Here is a 3,922-nt window from a genome sequence, read left to right on the forward strand (position 1 = left end):
CAGGGGCGGGGTGGAGGGCGAGGTCGGCGGTGACGAGCACGGCGCCGTTCCCGCCGAGGGTGGCGAGGACCGCGTGCGCGCCCGGTCCGCCGGCCGCGGCACCGGTCACGAGGAGAGCGGCCGCCGGGACGACGGACTCCGGTTCGTCGGTGATCGGCGCCTCGAGTTCCTCCCCGAGACCGGCGAGGAGCTCCGCGAGTTCCTCCTCGTTCGGTTTGATGAGGTCGGGACGGGCGCGCATCGCCGCCTGCAGGGGTGCTCCCGAGGCGTCGACGGCGATCGCCGGTGCCGGGTCGAGCGTACGGATCTCCTCCGTCATCCGGGCCCACAGATCGACCGGGGCACCCGGAGGCAGGGATCCGGCGAGGACGACCCACTCGGCCCCGAGGGCGTGGCGGAGGACGAGTGCGACGAGCGCATCGACCTGCGCGGCGGTGAGCCCGCTGCCGGGTTCGTTGATCTTCGTCGTCGTGCCGTCGGGTTCGGTCACGGTGATGTTCGAGCGGATGGGGGCGCCGACCGGCAGTGCCGCGGTCGGCACTCCGGTGAGTGCGAGACCGTGAACGACGGGGTCCTCCGGATCGCCCGGGAGGATCGCAAGGGTCTCGGTCCCCGAGACGTGGAGCGCCCGGGAGACGTTCACGCCCTTGCCCCCGGGCTGGGCGCCCGCGGAGACGGCGCGCTGGACCTTCCCACGGGCGAGCGGGGCCTCGAGCCCGACCGTGCGGTCGAGGCTCGGATTGGCGGTGACGGTGAGGATCATGCGAGGAGTACCTCCACATCGGCGTCCTCGAGGGCCGCCGCGAGCACGGGTTCGGGACCGGGTGCGGTCGTGATGAGGGTGTCGGCCGCCTCGAGCGGGGCGAACCGGACGAAGCTGTCGGTTCCGAGTTTCGTCGAATCGGCGAGGACGACGGTGCGTCGACCGGCGCGTGCGAGGGCTGCCTTCGTCGAGGCCTCCGCGTGGTCCGGGGTGCTGAAACCGTGCTCGGGGTCGATGCCGTTGACGCCGAGGAAGGTGATGTCGGCACTCAGGCGCTCGATCGCCTCGACGGTGACGGCACCGACCGCGGTGCGGGTGATCGGACGGACGAGCCCGGGAAGGACGTGGACCTCGATGCCGGGGGCGTCGTGCATCGCGAGGACGACCCCGAGGGAGTTCGTCGCGACGATGAGGCGGCGTCCGGCACCGCCGGTGCGGTTGGCGTCGGCGAGTGCATGGGCGAGCGCCTCGGTGCTCGTGCCCCCGTCGATGACGAGCGAGGCGACGGTGGGGACCTCGTGAACCGCCGCCGAGGCGATGCGGCGCTTCTCGTCGAGCTGTTCGATCCGCCGTTCCTCGACCCCGGCCTCGTGGATGCTCGGGCGGTCGGCGGGGACTGCTCCCCCGTGCACGCGACGGCACAGACCGAGTTCCTCGAGGGTCGCGAGGTCGCGGCGGACGGTCTCGGTGGTGACGTCGAATTCCTCTGCGAGGTCGCGGACCGTCACTCGTCCCGAGCGGTGGACGAGGTCGGCGATCCGGCGGCGGCGCTCTTCTGCGAACACCTGCGTCTCCTGTTCTGGAGTCGGGGCCTGTGGGATTCTTCCCGGTTTCCCGGTCGGTTCCCACATCCCCGTGTGGCTTTGGCTTCGAGTATGTGGGAACAGGTGGGTGCAGTCAAGATGAACAGCAGGTGAGCGGAGTGCAGTTGGTCACAGCGGACGGTGGGGCAGGATCGACACAGTTTCCGCCCACCCGTACCGGGCCGGGCGAATTAGGGTGAGAGGCGTGAGATCCTCGCGTCGTCCTCCTGCTCCCGGAAGCATCCGGCCCCGCGGCCTCCGCGTGCTCGGGCCGGCCGCGCTCCTCGTCGTCCCCGGACTCGTGCTGTCCGCATGCGCCGGTGCGGGATCGCTCGGCGGAGGCACGGCGCCTGCACCGCCCGCGACCTCCCCCTCCACCGCCGAGGCGGTTGCCGCCGACGGCCCGGGCGGCACCGGCGCCGTCTCCTCCGACCCGGCCCCCGCCGGCACCGAGCCCACCGAGCCGGGCGGCTCCACGAGTTCTCCGCCTCCGGCGCCCGGGTCCCAGGCCCTCGCCGATGTCCTCTTCACCGAGGAGACACTGCCGATCGAGGGGTACGAGTTCCGGGGCGGCGGAGCCGGTGCGGCACGCGGACCCGAGAACGCGATCGAGGTCGAGTCACCGACGATGGCCACGTGCATCGACCAGTCGGTCTTCGAGCGGACCGAGCGGGGCTACACGGCGAACGGCGTCGCCCGATTCATGTCCCCCGAGGCCGAGGCCTGGTCCGACATCCGCTCCGCGAACATCCAGCTCGTGAGCACCGAGGGACTGCCCATTGCGGACTCCGCCGTGCAGCAGTACGTGAACTACCGGAACTACACGAACAGTTGCGCCACGATGGACGTGCTGCCCCTGCCGGGCGCCGGGCTCGGCGACTCCCGGGAGACCGAGGTCTTCACCGTCACCGACGACCGCTGGGCCGACGAGAACAACGGCACCTCCGTGCACTGTTACGAGGCCCTTGCGATGATCGACTCGACCCTCGAGGGGACCGGCAGTCTCCAGGGGAAGCCCGAAGCCGTCGGTACCTGCGTCGCCGCCCGTGGAGACCTCATGCTCACGGTGCAGCTCACCCACACGAAGAGCGAGGACACCCTCGACGACACGAACGACGACTCGGAGATCGTTCCGACGCAGGAGGACCGCGACCGCGTGTCCGCGGATCTCATGACCCTCTTCACCGCCCAGGCCGAACAGGCCGGCATCCCGCTCTCCTGAACGGGACCGCGCCTCCTGCGCGAGGCGTCCCGTTCCACCCCGACCACTCCCGAGACGAACGAAACGGAAGATCATCGTGAAGTACACGACCGTGCTGCCCACCCTCGCCATCCTGCTCGCCACCGGCCTCACCCTGTCCGCCTGCGCCGGTGCGGGCTCCCTGGGAAGCGGGACCTCGTCGGAGGAACAGCCGCCCGCGGAGTCGGCGCCGGCCACCACCCCGGCCGCCGAGGACGGCGTCGGTGAGGACGGCTCCGGTGAGGACACGACCGCGACGACGGACGCCTCGGGCGCAGGGACGACCTACGACTCCCTCCTCACGCTCGGGGAGTTCCCGCGCGAGGGGTACGAGGTGACGACCGAGGAGCCCCTCCCGGGCCAGGCTCCGAAGGCGGCCCCGACCCCGGCGGACGACACGCTGTTCTCGTGCACCGAGAACGCGATCGACAGCCGGTACACCGGCGGCTACTCCGACGGCGGCCGCCGCAACTTCATCAAGTACGAGGGGGACGTCGTCACGGGTGTCGCCCTCCTCCTCGTGAACACCGAGGGCATGGACACCGGCGCACTCGACCAGTGGCGCGTGTTCGACAAGGCGATCACCGGGTGCGCGGACGTCTCGATGCGCGATCTGCCAGTCGGCACCTCGCTCGGGGATCCGGACAACCCCGTCGAACGCATCGACTTCACGAAGGACCTCGAGCCCGAGGACAACGAGGGCGTGGGCCTCACATGCTTCGGCGCACTCCAGCTCAAGCCCGAGGACGACGGGACCGAATCGCCGCAGTACAGCACGATGTGCGTCGCGGCGGACGAGAACCGGATCCTCACGGTCCACTCGCTCTACGGGAACCTCGAGGCGGACATCCCCGAGGACGACATCCTCACGTGGACCCGCGGCGCGGCCTGGGACGCGTTCGTCGCGCAGGGCGAGAAGATCGGGATGACGGTGGAGGCCGGGGCGTGAGACGCCCCCACCCGGAACGGTCGGTCCGCCTCGGACGGAGCGCCCTCGCCGCCGCCGCGCTCGCCGGCGCCCTTGCGCTCTCCGCGTGCGTCGGCGCGGGCGGTCCGGGCGCGGGCGCACCGGCAGACCCCGGTGCCGGAGGTGACGGTGCCACGGCCGAGGCGACC

At 71.5% G+C, this 3,922-nt stretch carries 4 protein-coding genes; 2 read left to right on the forward strand and 2 right to left on the reverse strand.

Going from position 1 to position 3,922, the window contains the following annotated elements:
* Both ABD172_RS06420 and ABD172_RS06425 read right to left on the reverse strand, forming a co-directional pair.
* Positions 1 to 763, reverse strand: a 763-nt coding sequence (locus ABD172_RS06420; protein WP_344308010.1) for a 1-phosphofructokinase family hexose kinase, incomplete at its 3' end; no start/stop codon positions are given.
* Complete coding sequence (locus ABD172_RS06425; RefSeq protein ID WP_344308011.1) at positions 760 to 1,548, reverse strand: DeoR/GlpR family DNA-binding transcription regulator; 789 nt, start codon at positions 1,546 to 1,548, stop codon at positions 760 to 762. The genes ABD172_RS06420 and ABD172_RS06425, both read right to left, overlap by 4 nt.
* 223 nt (positions 1,549 to 1,771) lie before the next feature.
* On the opposite strand from ABD172_RS06425, the gene ABD172_RS06430 reads away from it, so the two are divergent.
* Both ABD172_RS06430 and ABD172_RS06435 read left to right on the forward strand, forming a co-directional pair.
* Positions 1,772 to 2,788: a hypothetical protein gene (locus ABD172_RS06430; RefSeq protein WP_344308013.1), complete on the forward strand. Its 1,017-nt coding sequence runs from the start codon at positions 1,772 to 1,774 to the stop codon at positions 2,786 to 2,788.
* Positions 2,789 to 2,864: 76 nt separating this feature from the next.
* Entirely contained in the window at positions 2,865 to 3,755 is an 891-nt protein-coding gene (locus tag ABD172_RS06435) for a hypothetical protein (RefSeq protein ID WP_344308014.1), read from the forward strand.
* Positions 3,756 to 3,922 lie beyond the last annotated feature (167 nt).

Origin of the sequence: Brevibacterium samyangense, assembly GCF_039529845.1 — a bacterium.
GTDB lineage: Bacteria > Actinomycetota > Actinomycetes > Actinomycetales > Brevibacteriaceae > Brevibacterium > Brevibacterium samyangense.